Annotated in this window: 17 protein-coding genes; 9 read left to right on the top strand and 8 right to left on the bottom strand. The window is 65.4% G+C overall.

Annotated features, from left to right (window positions below; genetic code table 11):
* Window positions 1–78: 78 nt before the first annotated feature.
* The gene (locus MA07_RS25045; RefSeq protein ID WP_036358583.1) at window positions 79–1,713 is read left to right on the top strand and encodes a GGDEF domain-containing phosphodiesterase; all 1,635 of its coding nucleotides are present in this window, start codon (window positions 79–81) and stop codon (window positions 1,711–1,713) included.
* 9 nt (window positions 1,714–1,722) lie between these two features.
* Here the strand turns inward: MA07_RS25045 and phaR are convergent, their stop codons facing one another.
* Window positions 1,723–2,298, bottom strand: coding sequence for a polyhydroxyalkanoate synthesis repressor PhaR (phaR, locus tag MA07_RS25040; RefSeq protein ID WP_036358580.1), 576 nt, complete (start codon window positions 2,296–2,298; stop codon window positions 1,723–1,725).
* A gap of 224 nt (window positions 2,299–2,522) precedes the next feature.
* Between phaR and MA07_RS25035 the strand changes: the two genes are divergently transcribed.
* The 3 genes from MA07_RS25035 (at window position 2,523) to MA07_RS25025 (ending at window position 5,549) form a co-directional block, all read left to right on the top strand.
* On the top strand, window positions 2,523–3,701 hold the full coding sequence (locus MA07_RS25035; protein WP_036358578.1) for an acetyl-CoA C-acetyltransferase: 1,179 nt from the start codon (window positions 2,523–2,525) through the stop codon (window positions 3,699–3,701).
* Between the two features lie 173 nt (window positions 3,702–3,874).
* Window positions 3,875–4,600, top strand: coding sequence for an acetoacetyl-CoA reductase (gene phbB / locus MA07_RS25030; RefSeq protein ID WP_036358575.1), 726 nt, complete (start codon window positions 3,875–3,877; stop codon window positions 4,598–4,600).
* 73 nt (window positions 4,601–4,673) lie between these two features.
* A complete protein-coding gene (locus MA07_RS25025) occupies window positions 4,674–5,549 on the top strand; it encodes an EamA family transporter (RefSeq protein WP_036358573.1) in 876 nt (291 codons plus the stop codon).
* Here the strand turns inward: MA07_RS25025 and MA07_RS28185 are convergent.
* Both MA07_RS28185 and gloB read right to left on the bottom strand, forming a co-directional pair.
* Window positions 5,521–6,285 (bottom strand): GNAT family N-acetyltransferase, encoded by a 765-nt coding sequence (locus tag MA07_RS28185; RefSeq protein ID WP_052003512.1) that lies wholly within the window; start codon window positions 6,283–6,285, stop codon window positions 5,521–5,523. The two genes, MA07_RS25025 and MA07_RS28185, sit on opposite strands and share 29 nt — an antisense overlap.
* 169 nt (window positions 6,286–6,454) lie before the next feature.
* Entirely contained in the window at window positions 6,455–7,222 is a 768-nt protein-coding gene (gene gloB, locus MA07_RS25015; RefSeq protein WP_036358570.1) for a hydroxyacylglutathione hydrolase, read from the bottom strand.
* 117 nt (window positions 7,223–7,339) lie between these two features.
* On the opposite strand from gloB, the gene MA07_RS25010 reads away from it, so the two are divergent.
* From MA07_RS25010 to MA07_RS25000, 3 genes are all read left to right on the top strand, one after another.
* A complete protein-coding gene (locus MA07_RS25010) occupies window positions 7,340–8,074 on the top strand; it encodes a class I SAM-dependent methyltransferase (protein WP_036358567.1) in 735 nt (244 codons plus the stop codon).
* A 136-nt stretch (window positions 8,075–8,210) separates the two neighbouring features.
* Complete coding sequence (locus MA07_RS25005) at window positions 8,211–9,164, top strand: acetyl-CoA carboxylase carboxyltransferase subunit alpha (protein ID WP_036358564.1); 954 nt, start codon at window positions 8,211–8,213, stop codon at window positions 9,162–9,164.
* A gap of 259 nt (window positions 9,165–9,423) precedes the next feature.
* Window positions 9,424–10,683, top strand: coding sequence for a murein L,D-transpeptidase family protein (locus tag MA07_RS25000; protein WP_036358561.1), 1,260 nt, complete (start codon window positions 9,424–9,426; stop codon window positions 10,681–10,683).
* 148 nt (window positions 10,684–10,831) lie between these two features.
* Here MA07_RS25000 and MA07_RS24995 read toward each other — a convergent pair whose 3' ends face one another.
* The 4 genes from MA07_RS24995 to secA all read right to left on the bottom strand — a co-directional run bounded on the left by MA07_RS24995 (window position 10,832) and on the right by secA (window position 16,636).
* A complete protein-coding gene (locus MA07_RS24995) occupies window positions 10,832–11,539 on the bottom strand; it encodes a protein phosphatase CheZ (RefSeq protein ID WP_036358558.1) in 708 nt (235 codons plus the stop codon).
* 5 nt (window positions 11,540–11,544) lie between these two features.
* Window positions 11,545–11,928: a response regulator gene (locus MA07_RS24990; protein WP_036358554.1), complete on the bottom strand. Its 384-nt coding sequence runs from the start codon at window positions 11,926–11,928 to the stop codon at window positions 11,545–11,547.
* Between the two features lie 183 nt (window positions 11,929–12,111).
* Window positions 12,112–13,734 (bottom strand): ABC-F family ATP-binding cassette domain-containing protein, encoded by a 1,623-nt coding sequence (locus MA07_RS24985; RefSeq protein WP_036358551.1) that lies wholly within the window; start codon window positions 13,732–13,734, stop codon window positions 12,112–12,114.
* Window positions 13,735–13,825: 91 nt separating this feature from the next.
* Entirely contained in the window at window positions 13,826–16,636 is a 2,811-nt protein-coding gene (secA, locus tag MA07_RS24980; RefSeq protein WP_036358548.1) for a preprotein translocase subunit SecA, read from the bottom strand.
* 249 nt (window positions 16,637–16,885) lie between these two features.
* On the opposite strand from secA, the gene MA07_RS24975 reads away from it, so the two are divergent.
* The gene (locus tag MA07_RS24975) at window positions 16,886–17,779 is read left to right on the top strand and encodes a peptidylprolyl isomerase (RefSeq protein ID WP_036358545.1); all 894 of its coding nucleotides are present in this window, start codon (window positions 16,886–16,888) and stop codon (window positions 17,777–17,779) included.
* A gap of 82 nt (window positions 17,780–17,861) precedes the next feature.
* On the opposite strand, the gene MA07_RS24970 is transcribed toward MA07_RS24975, so the two are convergent.
* Window positions 17,862–18,074, bottom strand: coding sequence for a hypothetical protein (locus MA07_RS24970; RefSeq protein WP_036358542.1), 213 nt, complete (start codon window positions 18,072–18,074; stop codon window positions 17,862–17,864).
* A 164-nt stretch (window positions 18,075–18,238) separates the two neighbouring features.
* On the opposite strand from MA07_RS24970, the gene argJ reads away from it, so the two are divergent.
* On the top strand, window positions 18,239–19,480 hold the full coding sequence (gene argJ, locus MA07_RS24965; protein WP_036358539.1) for a bifunctional glutamate N-acetyltransferase/amino-acid acetyltransferase ArgJ: 1,242 nt from the start codon (window positions 18,239–18,241) through the stop codon (window positions 19,478–19,480).
* Window positions 19,481–19,488: the final 8 nt, after the last annotated feature.

Genomic DNA, 19,488 nt, shown 5'->3' with positions numbered 1-19,488 from the left:
GTTCTCCAGGACCGGCCCCGACCTGCGACCCCTGTGTCGCCATCCTGGATCTGTTGCGTATTTCCGAGGGTGAGAGTGATGGCAGCGAAGCGGCAGGGCCCGATGGGATTGTTCAAGGGAGCTTCCCGGCTGCCGCGCAAGAGCCAGGCTGCGGCCCCCCGCTCGTCCGGCGCCGGCGTGCTCTATGCCTGGGACATGATTACGGATGCCCTAGCCTGGGGACCCGGCGCTGCCGAAGCCCTCAAGCTCTCGCCGAGGGACCTGCCCAAGACCGGTCACGCCTTCGCCCAGTTGATCGAGCCGGGCTGCGGCCCGTCCCGCCAGGATGCCATCGCGGCCTCGGACACCTCCAACCACGCCTATGAGACCCGCTACGCGCTCCGACTCGAGCCCGACCGGGTCGTCATGATCGAGGATGCCGGTCGCTGGCAGCCGGATGTCCAGGGCCGCCCCGCTTTCGCGCGGGGCCAGCTGCGCGTCGATCCCGCCTCCGGCGCCCGGGATCTTCTGCCTGCCCGGCTGAAGGAGCGCTCGGCGCTTCTGTGCGGCATTCAGGACGCCATCAACGAGGCTGTCCGCGTCTCCCAAACCTGCACCCTCATCCTCGGTGCGTTCGACCGGGACGAAGCGGACGAGATGGCGGAGATTGCCCGCCGGATCCGCCCGATGATGCGCCGCAACGATCTTTTCGCGGTACTCGGGCCGAACCGCTTCGCCCTGGCTCTCACCTGCTGCCCGGCTGCGGACGCCGCAGGCGCCATGCGGCGCCTGTCCGGGCTCCTGCAGGATCATCCGGCCGGATCCTCTCTGCGCCTGGGCGCCGCCTGCGCGCCGGACCACACCTTCAAGGCCACCAAGCTGCTGCGCTTTGCCGAGCAGTCTCTGGCAGCCGCCACGGAGCGGAATGAAGGGTCGGCTCTCTACAGGGCCCGTTCCGCCAAGGCGGCGCATGCTGTCGAGCAAGCGCCCTTCGATTGGATTTCTGCCCTCAACGACCGCAGCCTGACCCTGGCCTGCAGGCCCGTGGTGGATGCACAGACCCGTGCGCCGATGCTGACTCACGCCTGCGCCTCCGTGGCTGGAGCCGACGGACGCATCACCGCCCTGGGTCCCGCACCCGGGCTGCAGCAGGCGAATCTTCCCCTGCTCGTCGACGGGCGCATGCTGGAACTGGCCGCCGATCACCTTGCCCGGCATCCGGATCAGCGCCTCGCGCTGCCGGTTTCAGCCAAGACCCTTCAGGATGCGGAATGGCTGCCGCTTCTCGCGGCGCATCTCGGCGCCCGCCCGGGCATCGAGGCACGGCTCGTTCTCGAGATTCCGGAGGTCGCCATCGTGGAGTGCCGGCGCAATCTCGGCCGGCTCCATGCCATGAAGGCGCTCGGCGTCGGCATCGCGCTGACGGGCTATGGAGCGGGTCATGTGCCGCCGGCCCATCTGCGAGTGCTGCCGATCGATCTCCTGAAGATCGACGGGGTGTTCATCCAGCCGCTCAAGCGCTCCACGGACGACCGGCTCCATGTGCGCACCCTCATCGACCGGGCTCATAATATGGGCATCGCCATCGCGGCCGAATGGGTCGACGACGAGGCAGCCGCCCGGCTGCTCGCCGCCTGGGGCGTGGATTATCTGCAAGGCGGATTGTTCGGCGAGCCCCAGGCTATCGCGCAGCCGTCCTCGCTGCAGCGGATGCTGAAGAAGGCGCGCGGCTAAACCATCAGGTCACTTGCTCGCCAGCTTGTCGAGCTTGGCCTGCATGTCGGCCATCTGCTGCTTCAAGGTATTGAGGTCATCGGGCCCCTCTCCCTTGGGAGCGGGCTTTGTCTCCGGCACACCCGGGGCCCCGTTCGGGAAGGGCGAGAACATGCGCATGGCCTCGCTGAAGAAGCCCATGTTCTTGCGCACCTGCTCCTCCATGGCCTGGAAGGCCGAAGGGCCGAAGGCCTGCGCCATCTGCTCCCGGAGCTTCTGCTGCTCCTGGGAAAGGTTGTTCATGGAGAACTCGAGATAGCTCGGCACCAGGGCCTGCATGCTGTCTCCGTAGAAGCGGATCAGCTGGCGGAGAACCGTCACGGGCAGGAGGTTCGGCCCTTCCTTGTTCTCCTGCTCGAAGATGATCTGGGCCAGCACCGAGCGGGTGATCTCCTCGCCCGACTTCGCATCATAGACCACGAAGTCCTCGCCTTTGCGCACCATGCCAGCCAGATCTTCCAGCGTCACATAGGTCGAGGTGCCCGTGTGATAGAGGCGGCGGTTGGCATATTTCTTGATAACCGTCGGTTGTTTGTCCGTCGCCATGTTGTCCCGATACGCTCCTGGGAAATCCACCGGGCCCGGCACCCTTTCGGATGTCGGCCTTCCTTGATTATAAGCCTTATAAGAGAGGTGCAAAGCGCCAAAAGTCTAAGGCTTCTTGAGACCGGGTCGGATGATCCTATCCTTGACATCCAACCCCCTGGGGCTTTCATCGAGCAAGCACTACATACGTTCCAGCACCACACGGATCAGCATAGGAGAGAGGCATGGCCGGAGACAGCATCGTCATCGTCGGAGCGGCGCGCACCCCCGTCGGCTCGTTCAACGGGGCCTTCGCCAATACCCCGGCCCATGATCTCGGCGCCATCGCCATCAAGGCGGCCCTGGAGCGCGCCAAGGTCGACGGCTCGGAAGTGGACGAGGTGATCCTCGGACAGATCCTCACGGCGGCCCAGGGCCAGAACCCGGCCCGTCAGGCTGCCATGGCGGCAGGCGTCCCGCAGGAAAAGACCGCCTGGGCGCTGAACCAGCTCTGCGGCTCGGGCCTGCGCACGGTCGCCATCGGCATGCAGCAGATCGCCAACGGCGACGCCAGCATCATCGTGGCGGGTGGGCAAGAGTCCATGTCGCTTGCTCCGCACGCAGCGCATATGCGCTCCGGCACCAAGATGGGCGACTTCAAGCTCGTGGACACCATGTTGAAGGACGGCCTGATGGACGCCTTCAACGGCTACCACATGGGCAACACCGCCGAGAACGTGGCCCAGCGCTGGCAGCTCACCCGCGAGGAGCAGGACGAGTTCGCCACCAGCTCCCAGAACAAGGCCGAGGCCGCCCAGAAGGAAGGCCGCTTCAAGGACGAGATTACGCCCGTCACGATTGCGTCCCGCAAGGGCGACATCGTGGTGGATCAGGACGAGTACATCCGCGCCGGCACCACGGTCGAGGCGCTCGGCAAGCTGCGGCCCGCCTTCTCGAAGGACGGCACGGTCACGGCCGGCAACGCCTCGGGCATCAATGACGGTGCCGCCGCCCTCGTGCTGATGACGGAAGCGGAGGCCGAGCGCCGCGGCCTCACCCCGCTCGCCCGCATCGCCTCCTGGGCCACCGCCGGCGTCGACCCGGCCATCATGGGCACGGGCCCGATCCCATCCTCGCGCAAGGCCTTGGAGAAGGCCGGCTGGAAGGTTCAGGACCTTGAGCTCGTCGAAGCCAACGAGGCCTTCGCCGCGCAGGCCCTTGCGGTCAACAAGGACATGGGCTGGGATCCGTCCATCGTGAACGTGAACGGCGGCGCCATCGCCATCGGGCATCCCATCGGTGCATCGGGCGCCCGCGTGCTCGTGACCCTGCTGCACGAGATGGGCCGCCGCAACGCGAAGAAGGGCCTCGCTACTCTCTGCATCGGCGGCGGCATGGGCGTCGCCATGTGCCTTGAGAGATAAGCTGCCTCGAGCGCTAAGACGATAGGAGGCTCCGTTAGGGGAAATTACGGAGCTTCACCCTTCCACGTTCTGCCACATATCGTAAGCTATGTTGTGGGGCGGGCTGAATCGGTCCGCCCCACAATGAATGGATCCTTGAGAGATCCGCAGAACGATCCTGGGAAGGAAACAGCATGGCGCGCGTTGCATTGGTCACCGGCGGCACTCGCGGCATCGGTGCCGCGATTTCAACAGCCCTCAAGCAGGCAGGCTACAAGGTTGCTGCGAACTACGGCGGCAACGATGAAGCCGCAAACCAGTTCAAGGGTGAGACCGGCATCCCGGTCTTCAAGTTCGACGTGTCGGATGCCGCCGCCTGCGAGGCAGGCATCAGAGCGGTCGAAGCCGAACTCGGCCCGGTCGATATTCTCGTGAACAATGCGGGCATCACCCGCGACGGCATGTTCCACAAGATGACCTTCGACCAGTGGTCGGCCGTCATCCGCACCAATCTCGATTCCATGTTCACCTGCACGCGTCCCGTCATCGACGGCATGCGCTCGCGCAGTTTCGGCCGCATCATCATCATCTCGTCCATCAACGGCCAGAAGGGTCAGATGGGACAGGCGAACTATTCCGCCGCCAAAGCCGGTGTGATCGGCTTCGCCAAGGCGCTGGCCCAGGAGAATGCCAACAAGGGCGTTACCGTCAACGTCATTGCTCCGGGCTACATCGCCACCGAGATGGTGAAGGCCGTGCCGGAAGAGGTGCTGAAATCGAAGATCCTGCCGCTCATCCCGGTGGGCCGCCTCGGCGAGGCGGAAGAGATCGCCCGCACCGTGCTCTTCCTGGCCGCTGACGATGCCGGCTTCGTCACCGGCTCGACCTTGTCGGTGAACGGCGGTCAGTACATGGCCTGAAGGCTCTCATTCAACTTTAGGCAAAGCACTGAAAGCCCTCCTCATCGGGAGGGCTTTCGTTTATGGCGGGTGCATGACGACTCGCACCGCCACCACCATCGGCCTCACGGCCATCCTACTCTGGTCCATGCTCGCCCTGTTCACGGCGGCGACCGGCACGATCCCGCCGTTTCAGCTCAATGCCATGACCTTCCTGGTCGGTGGGCTGGTGGGCGTTGCGAGCTGGGTCGCGCGACCGCAGGGGCTGAAGGCCCTGCGCCAGAAGCCGGTCGTCTGGGCGTTGGGCGTCGGCGGCCTGTTCGGTTATCACGCCCTCTACTTCGCTGCGCTCCGCTGGGCGCCGCCGGCCGAGGCGGGGCTGATCAACTATCTCTGGCCGCTCCTGATCGTGCTCTTCTCGTCTTTCCTGCCGGGAGAGCACCTGCGTCGGGCGCATCTCGTCGGAGCGCTGCTGGGCTTCGCCGGCGTGATCGTGCTGATCGCAGGACGCGGCGCCTTCGACGCGCGGGCGGAATACATGCCGGGCTATCTGTGCGCCTTCGTGGCCGCCTTCGTGTGGGCCGGCTATTCGGTGCTCTCGCGCCGCTTCGGCCAGGTGCCGACCGACGCGGTGGCGGGCTTCTGCCTCGTAACCTCGCTGCTCAGCCTCGTGTGCCATCTCGCCTTCGAGACCACCGTGTGGCCCGAGACGACGACGCAATGGCTCGCCCTTGTGGCGCTCGGCATCGGCCCGGTGGGCGCGGCGTTCTATGTGTGGGACATCGGCATGAAGCAGGGCGACATCCGCTTCCTCGGCGTCGCCTCCTACGCGACGCCGGTGCTCTCGACCCTGCTGCTGGTGGTGGCCGGCTATGCGGCGCTGACCCTCTCGCTGGCGCTGGCCTGCGGCCTCATCGTGGCAGGAGCGCTCGTGGCCACGCTCACGCCGAAGAAGAGCGTCCCGGCATGACCCGGTGGGTGTAGCGGTAGGCGGTTCCGAAACCGAGCGCCCCATAAAGCGAGCGGGCGATCTCGTTCTCCTCCCGCACCTGAAGATAGGCCGTGTGCGCCCCCTCCCCGCAGCCCCAGGCCATGAGGCTCGAGACCACCCGACGGCCCAGCCCGATGCCGCGCAGGTCCGGCGCGACGACGATGTCGTAGAGGCCGACATAGCCACGCTCCACCACCCCCAGGCCCCAGGCCACAGGCCTGTCGTCCAGGCTGAGCGTGGCAAACGCCGCCTTCTGGCGGATGCGGGAGACGATCTTCATCAGCGTCTCGTCATCGGCCTTGTCGCCGCCATAGGACCCCGCGGCCTCCCGCACCCAGCGCTTGGAGACCTGCGGTTCGAGTGCCACCTCGGGATCGCGCTCGCAATCCTCGCTGCTGATGGGCGCGGTGAGCACATGCGTCGCCTCGATCTCCTTGAATCCGCGCAGCTTCAGCCGCTCGTCCACATCGGATGCCTCCACCCCGTTGAGGCGGAAGGTCGGGCGCACATTGGCCTCGACGAAGCGGGCCGTCATGGTGTCGATGAGTTCGTCGTCGAGGGTTGCACCAGGCAGGAAAGGCGTGGCCGAATTGGCGCGCTTCGAATAGCCGTTGGCGAGCCGCAGGATCCAGCCGTCATAGGTCTGGTAATCGAACGAGGGCCAGGCGTTCAGGAGCCGGCTCTCAAGTCCGATGATGAGGCTGTGGTCGCTCATGAGGCTGTCCGCTCCTGCAGGGTCCCGCAATAGCGCATCGTGCGGAAAAGTGGATCCGGTTTTCGCTGACGCGGCCCTCTGGGTCCGCACTCAACGATGCGCCAGCAAAGAGTTGGAGCATCGAATTGGATCCCAAAAGTGGATTCCACTTTTGGGTCCGATGCTCTAGTCAGAACCGGTTCTTCCATTCGCGCAAGGCCTGGAACACCTCCACGGGACTGGCCCCCTGCTTATCAACGGATTTCGCGAGCGCAGGCTCCCCGGTGCGCAGGAAGGGATTGGTCGCCTTCTCCTGGCCGATCGTCGACGGCACCAGGAAGCGTCCCTCGGCCTTGGCCTCCTCCGCCTCTTCAGCTCGGGCCCTCAGCGCCGCGTTATCCGGATCGGCTGCCAGCGCGAAGCGCGCATTCGAGAGCGTATAGTCGTGCCCGCAATAGACCCGCGCCTCGTCCGGCAGGGCCGCCAGGCGCTGCAGCGAGTGCCAGAACTCCGCGTAGGTGCCCTCGAACATGCGTCCGCAGCCGAGGGTGAACAGGGTATCTCCCGCAAAGAGCGCACGATCCGCAGCGAACCAGTAGGAGACGTGGTCGAGGCAATGGCCCGGTGTCTCCCACACATGCGCCTGCAGGCCGCCTACATGCACCGTATCGCTCTCGCGCACGTAAGAGTCGGCATGAGGCACCGCTTCGCGGGCCTTGATCGGCGCCACCACCCGGCAGCCGGTGCGGCGCTTCAGGCCGTCGATCCCCTGCACATGATCCCCATGGCGGTGGGTGACGAGGATGTCGGTGAGCTGCCAGCCTTTTTCCGCCAGGGCCGCCAGGATCGCTCCCTCGTCAGGCGCATCGATGGCCGCGCAGGCGCCTGTGTTGGGATCGTGGATCAGAACACCGATATTGTCCTGCAGGCAGAGAAAGGCGTGGATCTGGGCTGACATCGAGGAACCTTGTCTTGATGTGCTCTGAGCTATCATGGGACAGTCGGCCCGTGAAACCAGACCCCGAACCCTCGATTGCCAGTGTCGGACGAGCCCGAGAGGCAGCCTGTTGAGGTCATGAGCATCGACATCACCGATCTGCGCGGCTTCTATGCCAGCCCCCTCGGGGCCGTGACGCGCCGCTTCGTGGGCCGGGCCATCGACCGGTTCTGGGGCCCGCTGACCGGGTTGCGCGTGCTCGGCCTCGGCTATGCGCCGCCCTACCTCTCGGCCGTGAAGGACGAGAGCGAACGGACACTCGCCTTCATGCCGGCGAACCAGGGCGTGGTGAACTGGCCCAGCACCGGGGCCTCGGCCTCGGCCCTCGTCGACCCGCTGATGATGCCCCTGCCCGACGCCTCCATCGACCGGGTTCTCGTGGTCCATGCCTTGGAGACCGTGGAGAGCCCGAGCGAGCTCCTGCACGAGATCTGGCGCATTCTCACGCCGGGCGGCCGGATCATTCTGGTGGCGCCCAACCGGCGCGGGCTCTGGGCCCGCATGGATACCACGCCGTTCGGCTATGGCCAGCCCTACAGCCGCTCGCAGCTGAAAAGCCTCATGCGCCAGACCTGGTTCTCTCCCGAGGGCTGGGCCGAGACCCTTTACGTTCCGCCCTTACGCAACCGCTTCCTGCTCCAGACCGCCCAGGCCTGGGAGCAGGTCGGCGCCAGCTTCTCCCTGCCCTTCGCGGGCCTCCACATCGTCGAGGCGACCAAACAGCTCTATCGGCCCGGCGCCGTGCGGGCCGTGCAGCGCTCGCGCCGCTTCTCGCCGGTTTTCGTGCCGGCTCCCGCCTCGCATCTAGGCTGATTGTCCTTGATTCCGCCGCGTTTTACAGGACTAAAGCAGGGCTCAACTTGACTTGGGCTGCCTGAAACGCCAGTGTCCGCCCCGCTTCGGCAGGGCTATCGGGCCACGCCGGTCTTCAATTTTCCCATAGAGTTCGATGCGCAGTTATCTCGATTTCGAAAAGCCCGTCGCCGAGCTGGAAGCCAAGGTCGAGGAGCTTCGGGCGCTCGGTGAGAACCGGGACGCCGTTTCCATCGCCGATGACATCTCCCGCCTGGAGGTCAAGGCGGCCGATGCCCTGAAGGATCTCTATGGCAGGCTCACCCCCTGGCAGAAGACCCTTGTGGCGCGGCATCCCCAGCGGCCGCATTTCGTCGATTACTGCGCCGGGCTCATCACCGAGTTCACCCCGCTCGCCGGCGACCGCAAGTTCGCCGAGGACGAGGCCATCGTCGGCGGCTTCGGGCGCTTCCGCGGCCAGCCGGTCTGCGTGATGGGTCAGGAGAAGGGCCACAACACCGAGACCCGCATCAGGCACAATTTCGGCATGGCCCGCCCCGAGGGCTACCGCAAGGCCGTGCGCCTGATGGAGATGGCCGACCGCTTCAGCCTGCCGGTGATCTCGTTCGTCGATACAGCCGGTGCCTATCCGGGCATCGAGGCGGAGGAGCGCGGGCAGGCGGAGGCCATTGCCCGGTCCACCGAGATGCAGCTCTCGCTCGGTGTTCCGAACGTCGCTCTCGTGATCGGCGAAGGCGGCTCGGGCGGCGCCATCGCGATCGCCACCGCCAACAAGGTGCTGATGCTGGAGCACGCCATCTACAGCGTGATCTCGCCGGAAGGCGCGGCCTCGATCCTCTGGCGCGACGCGGCCCGGGCCCAGGACGCCGCCACCAACATGAAGATCACGGCCCAGGACCTCCTGCGGCTCGGCATCATCGACGGCATCGTGACGGAGCCCGTGGGCGGCGCCCACCGCGATCCGCAGGCCACCATCGAGGCTGCCGGCACCGCCATCGAGGAAGCCCTGCACGACCTCGGCAACATGGGACCGGCCGAAATCCGCGACCACCGGGCCGACAAGTTCCTGGCGATCGGCCGCAAGCTCTGATCTGGCCTCCCAAGGACAGACGGAGTGCGCTTGATAAGGGCGGGCTCCGGCGCCCTTGGCCTCGCTTTACCTCCAAAGAGAGTAGCCCTCTCCAAAGAGACGGGCTGAAAAGCCGCCAAAGGCGGATTTTTTACCTTCCATTCACCACGACTCCATCATGGCCCCGCTTGCAGTAAGGGCGGGTTAAGGCTAACGATTTAGGGGTAAAGGGGAACTGTTCGGCAAAGGCGCCGGGCAGATCAAAAATTGCGGGGTCCCCATGATGAAGCGTATCGCATTGGCCGCGAGCCTGGTGCTCGCGCTTGCTGCCTGCCAGGACGATAATCTCTCCCGTGGCTCCACGCGCCACCTTGTGCCGATTCCGTCAGCCACCATGGCGTTGATGTCGACCAAGGGCATGTCCAAGGAAGACCCGATCCTGATCCGGGCCTACAAGAAGGAATCGGAGCTGGAGATCTGGAAGCGCGGCTCCAACGGGAAGTACGCGCTCCTCAAGACCTACCCGGTCTGCCGCTGGTCAGGACAGCTCGGCCCCAAGAACCGCGAGGGCGACCGTCAGGTGCCGGAAGGCTTCTACACGGTCACTCCGGCGCAGATGAACCCCAACTCGAATTTCTACCTCTCGTTCGATACCGGCTATCCGAACGCGTTCGACCGCTCGCTGGGCCGTAACGGCGGTGACATCATGGTCCATGGCTCGTGCTCGTCGCGCGGTTGCTTCGCCATGACGGACCAGAACGTGGCCGAGATCTATGCCATCGCCCGCGAGGCGCTCGGCGCCGGCCAGCGCGGCTTCCAGTTCCAGTCCTATCCGTTCCGGATGACGGCCGAGAACCTGGCCAAGCACCGCCTCGATCCGAACATCGCCTTCTGGAAGAACCTGAAGGAAGGTGCCGACGCCTTCGAGGTCACGAAGGACGAGGTCCGGGTGGCCGTCGGTCGTGGTCGCTACGAGTTCAACCTCGATCCCGACTCCGCCTCCGTGGTGACGCAGAAGCGCGCTCGGGACGAGCAGGAAGTGGCGGAACTGGTCGCCAAGGGCGAGAAGCCGATCAAGCTCGTCTACCACGATGGCGACACGCACGAATCCTTCCGCACGGCGCTCGCCAATGTCACGGGCGTGACCGACACCAAGCTCGGCTATGTGAGCCGGACCGAGGGCATCTCGTCCGGCCCGCGGGTGATCGCCCTCAACGACACCGGCAAGGAAGTGCCGGAGGCGCCGCCGACCGCCTTGGCCTTCGCATCCATGAAGGAAGTCCCCGTCTCGCAGGCCGAGACCCGGGAGGCCGTGACCCAGCAGACGGCCCCGGTGGCCGCGACCGCAGCAGCGCCCGCGTCCGGCGAGACCCCGTTCTACAAGAAGATGTTCGGCGGCGTCGCCGACCTCTTCAGCACCTCGGCAGCACAGCCGGTGGCCGAGACGGTGCAGGTGGCGCCAGCTGCTCCCGCGGCGAAGCCTGTGCTGCAGAAGCGGGCTCAGGCCGGACCAGCCGTGAAGGTCGCGAACGCGAACTGACCTGACAGCTCATCACAATATGAAAAGCCCGCCTCACCGGCGGGCTTTTTGCTGCCGCGCTCGGGGGCATCGACCCGGTATTGCGAGACCGACGAAAAACGCCGCCCTGTGAGGCGGCGCTGATCGGCTCCGGACTCCGGGTTCTCCGTCACCCGAACAGGGCGTCGATGGCATCCTGCGAGGTGCGGTTCGGGTCGCCGTCCAGGGCCGGCCCGTTCAGGAGAGCCTCGTCCCCTTCCCGCTCCGGCATCTTGAAGGCTTCCACGTCGTTGAAGCTTTCCAGGCCGCCCCAGATCTGCGCCATCTGGGTCACGCGCTCCTCGATGAATTTCATGGAGCCCACGACCTTGCTGATGCGCTGGCCGGTAATGTCCTGGAAATTGCAGGCCTCGAAGATCGTGATCACCCGGTCTGAGATCTGCCGCGCCATCTCGGCGTCGGGGCCGGATAGCTGGGCGGCCAGCTTTCCCGTGATCTCGTCGATCTCCTCGGCGGCCGCCAGGATGCTGTTGGTGGCAGCCTCCGTGCCGCACACCACGGCTCCGAGTTCGTCGGTGACGCTGGTCACCTGCCCGCCCGGGCTGTGGGAGTGCAGGGTTGCGATCTCGCGCTTGGTACGCTGGATCGACTCGGTGATGGCGTCGAGCTCGTCCTTGAGGTGGAGCGCCTCGCGCAGATCGGTCCGGATCTGGTCGAGAAGGGCCTTAGAGGCCCCGCTGCTGGGCTCGAGAGCCGCATGGATCGCAGCCATGCCCCGCATGATCTCGGCATGCCGACGGGCGGCGATGCTCTCGCGGGACTGGGCCAGGAGATCCAGGCTCAGGGGGTCAAAGGAAACAGGCGGTGGGAGACGCATGGCGACTACTCACCCAGCACGGCGGCGATTTTCGAGCGCAGGGTATCGGCGTTGAAGGGCTTGACGATGTAGTTGTTGACGCCGGCCTGCTTGGCCGCGACCACGTTCTCGGTCTTGGCCTCGGCGGTGATCATGATGAAGGGCAGGCTGCCCAGCTCCGCGTCGGCCCGCACCTGCTGCAAAAGCTCGAAGCCGGTCATGGGCGCCATGTTCCAGTCGGAGATCACCAGCCCGTACTTCTTCTCCTTGAGCTTGCCCAGAGCCTCCGAGCCGTCCTTCGCCTCGTCGACGTCGTTGAAGCCGATCTGCTTCAGCAGGTTGCGGATAATGCGCAGCATCGTCTGGTAGTCGTCAACGATGAGCACCGGGAGAGACGTGTTCAATGCCATGATGGTTCGGCCTGCAAAGTGAGAAAGGAAATGCGAAGAAGGACCTGTGAGGGACGCTTCTCGAAAAGGTTGTTTGGTGCCTGCCTTATCCCTCACGATGCTTGCCTCAAGCTGGCGTCGCCGCAGCAAAAAGCCCGGCCAAGGGGCCGGGCTTCGAAGCTTCAATCGTATGATGTTCAGGGTTCAGTGTCGCAGCCCCGGCGCCTCCTGGCCGGTGCGCGCCACGTATTCTGTGTAGCCGCCGCCATATTGATGAACGCCGTCCGGCGTGAGCTCCAGGAGGCGGTTGGACAGGGCGGCCAGGAAGTGGCGGTCGTGCGAGACGAAGAGCATGGTGCCCTCGTACTTCGACAGCGCGTCGATCAGCATTTCCTTGGTGGCGATGTCCAGATGGTTCGTGGGCTCGTCGAGCACCAGGAAGTTCGGCGGATCGTAGAGCATCTTGGCCATCACGAGGCGCGCCTTCTCGCCGCCCGAGAGCACGCGGCACTTCTTCTCCGCATCGTCCCCTGAGAAGCCGAAGCAGCCGGCGAGCGTGCGCAGGGATCCCTGCCCGGCCTGCGGGAACGAGTCCTCCAGGAACTCGAACACGGTGCGGTCGCCTTCCAGCACCTCCATGGCGTGCTGGGCGAAGTAGCCCATCTTCACGCTCGCCCCGATGGTCACCGACCCCTCGTCGGGCGCGGTGGCACCTGCCACCAGCTTCAGGAGCGTGGACTTGCCGGCACCATTGACGCCCATGACGCACCAGCGTTCCTTCCGGCGCACGCCGAAGTCGAAGCCCTCATAGATGCTGCGGCTGCCATAGCGCTTGTGCACGTTCTTGAGGCTGACCACATCGTCGCCCGAGCGCGGCGCGGGCAGGAAATCAAACGCCACCGATTGCCGGCGCTTGGGCGGCTCCACCCGGTCGATCTTCTCCAGCTTCTTGACCCGGCTCTGAACCTGAGCGGCGTGAGAGGCGCGCGCCTTGAAGCGCTCGATGAACTTGATCTCCTTGGCGAGCATCGCCTGCTGGCGCTCGAACTGCGCCTGCTGCTGCTGCTCGTTCAACGCGCGCTGCTGCTCGTAGAACTCGTAATTCCCCGAATAGGTGGTGAGCGAGCCGCCGTCGATCTCCATGATCTTGTTGACGATGCGGTTCATGAAGGCGCGGTCGTGCGAGGTCATGAGCAGCGCGCCGTCATAGCCCTTGAGGAACTCCTCCAGCCAGATCAGGCTCTCGAGATCGAGATGGTTGCTCGGCTCGTCGAGGAGCATCACGTCCGGGCGCATGAGCAGGATGCGCCCGAGCGCCACGCGCATCTTCCAGCCGCCCGAGAGGGCGCCCACGTCGCCGTCCATCATCTCCTGCGAAAAGCCGAGGCCTGCGAGAACCTCGCGCGCCCGGCCCTCCAGCGAATAGCCGTCGAGCTCCTCGTAGCGGGCCTGCACCTCGCCGTAGCGCTCGATGATCTTGTCGAGCTCGTCCGCCTTGTCCGGGTCCACCATGGCGGCTTCGAGTTCGCGCAGCTCAGCCGCCACGGCACTCACGGGGCCTGCGCCCTCCATCACCTCGGCGGCGGCGCTGCGGCCCGCCATCTCGCCCACATCCTGGCTGAAATACCCGATGGTGATGCCGCGATCGACGGAGATCTGGCCTTCGTCCGGCAACTCCTCCTTGGTGACCATGCGGAACAGCGTGGTCTTTCCCGCCCCGTTGGGGCCAACGAGGCCGATCTTCTCCCCTTTCTGAAGGGTGCCGGAGGCCTCGATGAAGAGGATCCGGTGGCTGCTCTGTTTGCTGACGTTCTCGATGCGAATCATGGGTCTTTGAAACTTGAAGATGGTGGGCGGCGCAGAAAAGCCCGGCCATGAGGCCGGGCTTTTCATGGAATGGGTTCAGCGTGTGGCGGCTTTAAGCCACGAACTGCCCGTGGCAGTGCTTGAACTTCTTGCCCGAACCGCACGGGCAGGGCTCGTTGCGGCTGACGCGGCCCCAGCTGGAGGGGTCGTTCGGGTCGCGGGACGGCGTCGGCTCGGTGACTGCTGCGGCCGCGAAGCCGAGCGCCGAACCGGCTCCGAAGCCCGCGCCTTGGGGCATGTCGAACTCGTTCTCGCCGGTGGCCGGATCGAGGTGCTGGGCAAACATGGGCGGCAGTTCCTGCGGCTCCGGCTGCTGGAACACCACCTGGATGCGCATGAGCTGACCCGTGACCTGCTCGCGCAGATGGCCGATCAGGCCGTTGAACAGCTCGAAGGCTTCGGACTTGTACTCGTTGAGCGGATCGCGCTGGGCGAGCCCGCGCCAGCCGATGACCTGACGCAGGTGATCGAGGGTCACGAGGTGCTCGCGCCAGAGGTGATCGAGGCTCTGCAGCAGAACCTGCTTCTCCACGTAGTTCATGACCTCGGCCGAGTTCGCCTCGATGCGCTGGGCATAAGCCTCGTCGGCCGCCTTGGTGATGCGCTCGCGGATTTCGTCGTCGGCGATGCCCTCTTCCTTGGCCCATTCCTCGACCGGCAGGTCGAGGTTGAGGAAGTTGAGGACGTTCGCCTTGAGGCCCTCGACGTCCCACTGCTCCGCATAGGCGTTCTCGGGGATGGCGCGGGCGACGATGTCCTCGATCACCCCGTGGCGCATGTCGTCGATGGTCTCGCGCACGCTCTCCTGCGCCATGAACTCCTTGCGCTGCTCGAACACGACCTTGCGCTGGTCGTTCATGACGTTGTCGTATTTCAGGATGTTCTTGCGGATGTCGAAGTTGCGTGCCTCAACCTTCGCCTGTGCCCGCTCGATGGCCTTGTTGATCCACGGATGGATGATGGCCTCGCCTTCCTTCAGGCCGAGCTTCTGCAGCATGCCGTCCATGCGGTCGGAGCCGAAGATGCGCATCAGGTCGTCCTGAAGCGACAGGTAGAACTTTGAGCGGCCGGGATCGCCCTGGCGGCCGGAGCGGCCGCGCAGCTGGTTGTCGATGCGCCGCGACTCGTGACGCTCGGTGCCGAGCACGTAGAGGCCGCCTGCGGCGAGCGCCTTCTCCTTGAAGGACGCCACCTCGTCGAGGATTTCCTTCTCGCGGCGGGCGCGCTCCTCGCCCTCGACGCCGACAAGCTCGCGCTCGACGCGCATCTTGGCGTTACCGCCGAGCTGGATGTCGGTGCCGCGGCCGGCCATGTTGGTCGCGATGGTGATCGCGCCCGGCACGCCGGCCTGGGCGACGATGAAGGCCTCCTGCTCGTGGAAGCGGGCGTTCAGCACCGCGAAGTGCTTGGTGCCGCGACCGGCGCGGGCATCGCGATAGAGGGGCTCAAGGGCCTGCGGGTTCTCGAAGTCGATGAGGGTGTAGCCCTCCTTGACCAGCATCTCGGCCAGATGCTCCGACTTCTCGATGGAGGTGGTGCCCACCAGGATCGGCTGGCCCTTGGCGGAGGCTTCCTCGATGTCGCGGATCACCGCCTGATAGCGCTCCTCGAACGTCCGGTAGACCTCGTCGTCGTCATCGATGCGGGAGACCGGCCGGTTGGTCGGGATCTCGACCACTTCGAGGTTGTAGATCTCCATGAACTCGTCGGCCTCGGTGGCGGCCGTGCCGGTCATGCCGCCGAGCTTTTCGTAGAGGCGGAAATAGTTCTGGAACGTGATGGAGGCCAGCGTCTGGTTCTCGGGCTGGACCTGAACCTTTTCCTTGGCCTCGAGCGCCTGGTGCAGGCCTTCCGAATAGCGGCGGCCCTGCATCATGCGGCCGGTGAACTCGTCGATGATGACCACCTCGCCGTTGCGGACGATGTAGTCCTTGTCGCGCTGGAACAGGGTGTGGGCGCGCAGCGCCTGGTTCATGTGATGGACCAGGGTGGCGTTCTGAGCGTCGTAGAGGTCGCCCTCCTTGAGCAGGCCGATCTCCCGCAGCAGCCCCTCGATCTTCTCGGTGCCGGCCTCGGTGAGCGACACGGAGCGCTGCTTCTCGTCGAGATCGTAATCGCTCTTGTCGAGGCGCGGGATCACCACGTCGATAGCGTTATAGAGATCGGAGCGGTCGTCGAGCGGACCGGAGATGATGAGCGGCGTGCGGGCCTCGTCGACCAGGATCGAGTCCACCTCGTCCACGATGGCGAAGTTGTGGCCCCGCTGGACCATCTGCGCCATCTCGTACTTCATGTTGTCGCGAAGATAGTCGAAGCCGTATTCGTTGTTGGTGCCGTAGGTGATGTCGGCCGCGTAGGCCTGGGCGCGCTCCACATCGTCGAGGCCGTGGACGATCACGCCGACGGACAACCCGAGGAAGCGGTAGATCTGGCCCATCCACTCCGAGTCGCGCTTGGCCAGGTAGTCGTTCACCGTGACCACGTGCACGCCCTTGCCGGCGAGCGCATTCAGGTAGACCGGAAGCGTCGCCACCAGGGTCTTGCCCTCTCCGGTGCGCATCTCGGCGATCGAGCCCTCGTGGAGGACCATGCCGCCGATGAGCTGCACGTCGAAGTGGCGCTGGCCCAGGGTCCGCTTGGCCGCCTCGCGGACGGTTGCGAAGGCCGGTACCAGGATGTCGTCCAGGGTTTTGCCGGCCGCGAGCTGGGCCTTGAAGTCCTCCGTGCGGGCGCGGAGCTGCTCGTCGGACAGGGCCTCGAGCTCGGCCTCCATCGCGTTGATGGCCGCGATCTTGGGCCGGTAGGACTTCAGCCGGCGATCGTTGACTGAGCCAAAGATTTTCTTCGCGAGAGAGCCGAACATCGGGAGCCTTCGAAAATTCCGTAAAGAGACAGGAGCGTTTGCGCCGCCTTATAGACCTAATCATGCCGGAGTGCATCTTAAAGGCTGTGCCTATAGTGGCGCAGCCTCAAGGGCCTCCCAGAGGGTCGTTCAAGACCCCGCGAGCGGCGATGCTGTGACATAAATATGCCATCTCTTGCAAACGTAAACACATTCGGCCATCTGATCGTCGCTGTCCGTGGGCGATCACGCTCACCAGAGGAAACACGAATGAATCGCTCATTGAACGTCCGGAAGAGCCTTCTGACCCTCGGCGCCGCCTTGCCGCTCCTGGCCGGTCCCGCCCTCGCCCAGACCCCTCCTGCTCCCGCGACCTCGGCGGCTGCCGTTCCGGCCGTCGACCCCGCCAAGGTGGTCGCCCGCGTGAACGGCATCGAGATCACGGAAGGCGACCTTGCCATCGCGGCCGAGGACTCGGCCCTGCAGATGCCCAACGTCCCCGATGAGCAGAAGCGCGAGCTTCTCACCGGCTACCTGATCGACCTGAAGCTCGGCGCCAAGGCGGCCGAGGCTGCCAAGGTCGGCAGCGGCGCCGAATTCGCCCGCAAGCTCGCCTATAACCGGGACAAGACCCTTCTCGACGAGTATCTCGAGCAGGAATCGAAGAAGGCCGTGACCCCGGAGGCCGCGCGCAAGCTCTATGACGAGACCGTCAAGAGCGTGCCGGCCGAGCAGGAGGTTCGCGCCCGCCACATCCTGGTAGAGAACGAAGATGAGGCCAAGGCGATCGCAACCCGCGTGAAGGGCGGCGAGGACTTCGCCAAGGTGGCCGGCGAGGTCTCCAAGGACCCAGGCTCCAAGACCGACGGCGGCGACCTCGGCTTCTTCACCAAGGACCGCATGGTCGAGCCCTTCGCCGAAGCGGCCTTCAAGCTCGATGCCGGCCAGATCTCCGATCCCGTCAAGAGCCAGTTCGGCTGGCACGTGATCAAGGTCGAGGAGAAGCGCAACAAGCCGGCTCCGACCTTCGAGGAGACCAAGGACCAGGTGGAAACCTACCTCGCCCGCAAGGCCCAGCAGGACCTGATCCTCGGCCTGCGCAAGAACGCCAAGGTCGAGCGCCTGGACGCCAAGGGCAACCTCGTCGAGCAGAAGCAGCCGTAAGGTTTTCAGCTTCAGAAGAGTTTAGGGCGGCCCCGGGGGCTGCCCTTTTCGTTTCGGAGTGACATTGCCCGGCCGGGCAATGTCACTTGTTCGTCCGGCCCATGCGGTTCGGATCGACGCCGCCTTCGCGGTTGGTCTGGTTCTCCACGTCGCCCTGGAAGGTCGAGCCGCCGTCGAGGTCGCGGGGATCCTCGCCGGCCATGGTGGAGCCTTTCGACCGACCGATGCCGGGATCGACGTCGAGATCGCTGCGGGGGCGGTCCTGGGGTTGGGTCTTGGGGTGCTTGCCTGTCACGGAAGGCCTCCGTTGTTCTTGAGACCGGGTCAACGGCAGGCGCGAGGGGTCGTTCCGCGTTGCGGCAGGGACGCTCGGTGAAGCTTTGACTTGACAAAAAGCCTTAAAAAACCACAGGTCGCGCTCGCAACGTCGTATCCCAACAGCTCTTGTCCGGATCCTCCATGTCCAAGACCGTGTCTCCGCTCGCGCCTACGTCGTTCCCGACGCTTCCCTCCCTCGAGGGCATCAGGATCGCCACCGCGGAAGCCGGCATCCGATACAAGAACCGGACGGACGTTCTCTATGTGACGCTGCCGAAGGACACGACTGTCGCGGGTGTCTTCACTCGCTCCAAATGCCCCTCCGCGCCGGTCGACTGGTGCCGCAAGAATTTGGCGAAGGGCATCGCGCGGGCGCTGGTGGTGAACTCCGGCAATGCCAATGCCTTCACCGGCAAGAAGGGCGCGGAAGCGGTGAAGCTCACCGCCGACATCGCCGCCGAGGCCGCAGGCTGCCGCGCCTCGCAGATCTTCATCGCGTCCACCGGCGTCATCGGCGAGCCCCTCGACGCCACCAAGTTCCAGGGCGTTCTCGCGGCCTGCGAGAAGAAGGCAAAATCCACCGGCTGGACCGACGCGGCCAAGGCCATCATGACCACCGACACCTTCCCGAAGGTGGCGACGCGCACGGCCAAGATTGGCGGCGTGGACGTGACGATCAACGGCATCGCCAAGGGCGCCGGCATGATCGCCCCCGACATGGCGACCATGCTCTCCTTCATCTTCACCGATGCGCCGATCAACGCTCCCGCGTTGCAGGCATTGCTGAAGAAGGGTGCCGACAAGAGCTTCAACTGCGTGACGGTGGACAGCGACACCTCCACGTCGGACACGCTCCTGTTCTTCGCCACGGGCACGGCGGCCGCCAAGGGAGCGCCCACGATCTCGCTGCCGAGCGACCGGCGCCTCAAGGAGTTCCGCGCGGCGCTGGAGGGCCTCCTGTGCGATCTGGCCCAGCAGGTTGCCCGCGACGGCGAGGGCGCGCGCAAGTTCGTGACCGTGAAGGTCACCGGCGCCACGGGCGCAACGTCCGCCAAGCGCATCGCCATGGCGATTGCCAACTCTCCCCTGGTGAAGACCGCGGTGGCGGGCGAGGACGCCAACTGGGGTCGCGTCGTCATGGCGGTGGGCAAAGCCGGCGAGCCCGCCGAGCGGGACAAGCTCGCGATCTGGTTCGGCGACATCCGCGTCGCCGTGAAGGGTGCCCGGGATCCGGACTACGACGAGGCCAGGACCTCCGCCTACATGAAGGGCGACGAGATCACGATCCGGGTGGATCTCGGCCTCGGCCGCGGCGAGGCGACCGCGTGGACCTGCGACCTCACCAAGGCCTATGTGGAGATCAACGGCGACTACCGGAGCTGATCCCGGCT

The organism is Microvirga sp. BSC39 (genome assembly GCF_000739015.1).
Taxonomy (GTDB): domain Bacteria; phylum Pseudomonadota; class Alphaproteobacteria; order Rhizobiales; family Beijerinckiaceae; genus Microvirga.
The sequence above is the reverse complement of the archived record's forward strand: the minus strand, read 5'-3'. Positions and strand labels throughout refer to the sequence as shown.